Source organism: Candidatus Bandiella numerosa (assembly GCF_021811875.1).
Lineage (GTDB): Bacteria > Pseudomonadota > Alphaproteobacteria > Rickettsiales > Midichloriaceae > Aquirickettsia > Aquirickettsia numerosa_A.
Genome location: NZ_JAJBJD010000097.1, coordinates 1 through 4,187 on the forward strand (window position 1 = coordinate 1; position 4,187 = coordinate 4,187).

General features: G+C 31.4%; 4 protein-coding genes. 1 reads left to right on the plus strand and 3 read right to left on the minus strand.

Annotation, left to right across the window (positions count from 1 at the left end):
- Positions 1 to 128: 128 nt before the first annotated feature.
- Genes hslU through thrS form a run of 3 tightly spaced genes read right to left on the minus strand, consistent with a single transcriptional unit; the run spans position 129 to position 3,889 of the window.
- Positions 129 to 1,448: an ATP-dependent protease ATPase subunit HslU gene (hslU, locus tag L8D11_RS03875; RefSeq protein ID WP_236870362.1), complete on the minus strand. Its 1,320-nt coding sequence runs from the start codon at positions 1,446 to 1,448 to the stop codon at positions 129 to 131.
- 12 nt (positions 1,449 to 1,460) lie between these two features.
- Complete coding sequence (gene infC / locus L8D11_RS03880; RefSeq protein WP_236870365.1) at positions 1,461 to 1,973, minus strand: translation initiation factor IF-3; 513 nt, start codon at positions 1,971 to 1,973, stop codon at positions 1,461 to 1,463.
- Positions 1,974 to 1,975: 2 nt separating this feature from the next.
- On the minus strand, positions 1,976 to 3,889 hold the full coding sequence (gene thrS / locus L8D11_RS03885; protein ID WP_236870363.1) for a threonine--tRNA ligase: 1,914 nt from the start codon (positions 3,887 to 3,889) through the stop codon (positions 1,976 to 1,978).
- Between the two features lie 46 nt (positions 3,890 to 3,935).
- Between thrS and L8D11_RS03890 the strand changes: the two genes are divergently transcribed.
- A complete protein-coding gene (locus L8D11_RS03890) occupies positions 3,936 to 4,106 on the plus strand; it encodes a hypothetical protein (protein ID WP_236870364.1) in 171 nt (56 codons plus the stop codon).
- The last annotated feature ends 81 nt before the right edge of the window (positions 4,107 to 4,187 follow it).

Sequence of the window (4,187 nt, forward strand, 5' to 3'; positions counted from 1 at the left end):
TTGGATATCTATGTCTGTTTGGTGTGCCCTTCATCTTTTTTGATATTTATTTTTTTAAATCCTACAATTTTATAATCTTTTATTCAATATCAGAATTTTATTCTATTTTTAACTTGACTGTGCCGTTATTACAGAATAAACTTACTTAAATCCTCTGCTATATTAATTGAAGATAAATTCTTCTCAACAAATTTAGAATCTATGATTATAGTTTTGCTTTTTATTTCATCAGCAGTAAAACTCACTTCTTCTAAAATTTTTTCAAGCAAAGTATATAATCTTCTAGCGCCAATATTCTCTATTTCATCATTTATTTGTGTAGCATGTTTTGCAATACTTTCTAATCCACTTTCCATAAATTTTAAATGCACTCCTTCTGTTTTAAGCAACGCACAATATTGTTTTGGTAGTGAATTTTCTGGTTCTTTAAGTATCCTCAATAAATCTTCTTTAGATAATGGCGATAACTCCACCCTAATTGGAAGTCTACCTTGCAATTCTGGCAATAAATCAGAAGGTCTAGCCAAATGGAATGCTCCTGATGCTATAAACAGAATGTGATTTGTTTTCACAGACCCATACTTTGTACTTACTATTGTACCTTCTATTAATGGTAATAAATCACGTTGGACACCTTCTCTATTTACTTCATTTCGTTTATTTACTCCACCACCTGCAATTTTATCAATTTCATCTAAAAATACTATTCCATCTTCTTCAGTAATTTTTATGGCTTTCTCTATAATTGCTTGTTCATCAATTAATTTTTCCGTTTCTTGCTTAATTAAGTGTTTGATAGCTTCTGATACTTTTAATTTTACTAATTTTTGTTTTTTTGCACCAAAAGTTTTTCCAAGCATATCACCGATATTTAACATACCCATTTGGCTTCCCGGCATTCCAGGTATATCAAACGTTGGAATTTGGGAATTTTTATTGAATGATTCATTAATTGAAATTTCTACCTCACTATCATCCAATTCCTTAGCATCAAGTTTTTTGAAATACAATTCTTTCGTTTTTTCTGAGGCATCTTTACCAACTAAACTATCTACCAATTTCAATTTAGCTTCATAAAACGCTTTACTAGCTACTTCTACGTTAAATTCTTCTCTAACGAGCTTTATTGTAATATCAAGCAAATCTCTAATAATTGAATCCACATCACGACCAACGTATCCTATTTCTGTAAATTTTGTTGCTTCAATTTTTATGAAAGGAGAGTTTGAGAATTTAGCTAGTCTTCTTGCAATTTCAGTTTTACCAACGCCAGTTGGCCCAACCATCAATATATTATGAGGGACTATTTCATCTCGTAAATCATTAGCAACCTGCTTTCTACGCCATCTATTTCTTAAGGCAATAGATACTGCTTTTTTAGCATGATTCTGCCCCACAATATATCTATCAAGTTCTGCAACTATTTGTTTAGGAGTTAATTCTGTCATATTTATAGCAATCTATTTAGGAGCAATGATGATAGAGATATTCTTTCCTTCTTTTTTAATATCTAATTCAATTTTAGCAAAATTCAAAGCTTCTGCCTTAAACTTCTCAATAACATTCATTCCAACATCCTCATGCACTATTTCCCGTCCTTTAAAAAATAATGTGACTTTAACTTTGTTTCCATCACCTATGAACCTTTTAGCATTATTTAACTTAACATTAAAATCACCAACTGCAATATTTGGTCTAAGCTTTATTTCTTTTATTTCTACTGTCTTTTGTTTTTTCTTAGATTCATGAAATTTTTTTCTTAGCTCATATTTATATTTCCCAAAATCTAAAATTTTACAAACAGGCGGCTCTGTATTAGCTGAAATTTCCACTAAATCTAGCTTTCTTTCTTTAGCCAGATTTATACCTTCTTCAACTTTAACTACTCCCAACATTTTTCCGTCACTGTCAACAAGACGTATTTCCTTAGAATCAATTTCTGAATTAATTTTTATATTAGATTTTTTTGATATAACTAGCTCCTTTTTTGTTTAATTTCATCTAACAATTTATCTACAAAATGACTTAACTCAAGTACTTCTTGATGCTTATCACCTAATTTTCTCACAGATACAAGTTTCTCATCTTCTTCTTTTTTTCCTAAAACAACGATTATTGGTACCTTATTAAGAGAATGTTTTCTTATTTTATAAGTAATTTTTTCATTATCTAAATCAACTATATGTCTGATAGCATTCTTTTTTAATATTTCTGAAATATTTTTAGCATAAGTTGAGAGCTCATCAGTCACTGTGATAACAGCTATCTGGATGGGTGCAAGCCAAATTGGTAAATTACCAGAATAGTGCTCCAGCAAAATACCTAAAAATCGCTCTATTGAGCCAAATAACGCCCTATGAAGCATTACTGGCCTATATTTTTTTCCGTCCTTGTCAATATAGTTTGCATCTAGCCTTTCTGGTAAATTAAAATCCACTTGTAGTGTTCCCAATTGCCAATCTCTACCTATTGCATCCCTTAGAACGAATTCTAATTTTGGACCATAAAACGCTCCCTCACCTTTATTTAAAGTATAGGGTAAATTTTGTTGCTTAACGGCATCTAATAATGCTTTTTCTGATTTATCCCAAACTTCATCTGTGCCAATTCTTTTTTCTGGTCTATCTGAAAATTTAACCTTGACGTCTTCAAAACCAAAGTCCTTGTATATTTCCTTAATTAATTTGCAAACGTTAATGCATTCTTCAGTCATTTGCTCAGTCGTGCAAAAAATATGGGCATCGTCTTGGGTAAATGCTCTAACTCTCATTAATCCATGCAAAGCACCTGAAGGCTCATATCTATGTACTTTACCAAATTCTGCTAATCGTAGTGGTAGATCTCTATAGCTTTTAATACCCTGGTTATACACTTGAACTCCACCTGGGCAATTCATTGGTCTTACCACATACACCTTATCTTCTTCTATAGAGTTTGCGGTAAACATATTCTCTCTAAATTTTTCCCAATGACCAGATAATACCCAAAGATTTTTATCCATTATTTCTGGAGTGCTTATCTCAAAATAGCCATTATCATTTTGTGTATTTCTTATATAATTAATCAGCCTTTGAAATAAATCCCATCCTTTTGGATGCCAAAACACCGCTCCTTGAGCTTCCTCCTGAAAATGAAATAAATCAGATTGCTTACCTAACTTTCTGTGATCTCTTTTTTCTGCTTCTTCAAGCATCGTTAAATACTGCTTTAGTTGCTTTTTATCAGACCAAGCAGTTCCATATACTCTTTGTAACATTTCATTTTGGCTATTACCTCTCCAATAAGCCCCGGCTATCTTCATTAATTTAAAAGCCTTAACTGCTCCGGTATTTTGAGAATGTGGCCCTTTACATAGATCCGAGAAATTACCTTGGGTGTAAATAGTGATCTCAGCGTCATCAGGAAAAAAATTGATAATTTCAACTTTATATTTTTCTCCTTGAGCCTGAAAAAAGCGAATGGCCTCATCTTTTGTTACAACTTTTCTAATGATTGCAAGATTTTGATCGATAATCTCTTGCATTTTCTTTTCAATTTTTTCTAAGTCTACTTCATTAAGCGGGGTAACATTTGCAAAATCATAATAAAACCCATTTTCAATAACTGGACCAATCGTAACCATAGCTTCTGGATATAATTCTTTCACGGCTTGTGCAAGTATATGAGCTGCATCATGCCTGATAATATCTAAACCTAGAGGAGAGGAGGAAAATACGAAATCCACCTCACTATTTTCATTTATCACAGTTGATAAATCCTTGATCTCATTATTAATTTTTATAGCGAGACAATTTTGTCTTAAACTTTTGTCAATTTCCTGAAGTAAATCTACTCCTGATATTGCATCATTATATTTTTTAATATTTTTATTTAACTTGATTTCAAACATCAAATAGTGTTTTTATTTTTATAATTTACAGTATGACGTGTATTATATGAAAAAATTTCAATTACCTCTAGTATTATTTTTTATTTTAATTGCTATATACCTATTTGGTGATTTTTTACCAGTAGTTATTAAAGAGCTATTTTTAAGTATAAGCCTCAGGAAGCATAAATATTGGCACCGTCAAGTTAATGGAAATATGGCCGCAACACAACCCTGACCCTTAAATTTTAGGCAGCAGCTATCTCTTGGATAGCTTCATCCCAAATAAATTTAGCTTTTTGAAAATTCTCTCTTTGGA

What these genes read in the sequence shown, in the direction of transcription:
- hslU (WP_236870362.1), bottom strand. Translation starts at nt 1,448, where the DNA reads ATGACAGAATTAACTCCTAAACAAATAGTTGCAGAACTTGATAGATAT.
- thrS (WP_236870363.1), bottom strand. Translation starts at nt 3,889, where the DNA reads ATGTTTGAAATCAAGTTAAATAAAAATATTAAAAAATATAATGATGCA.
- L8D11_RS03890 (WP_236870364.1), top strand. Translation starts at nt 3,936, where the DNA reads ATGAAAAAATTTCAATTACCTCTAGTATTATTTTTTATTTTAATTGCT.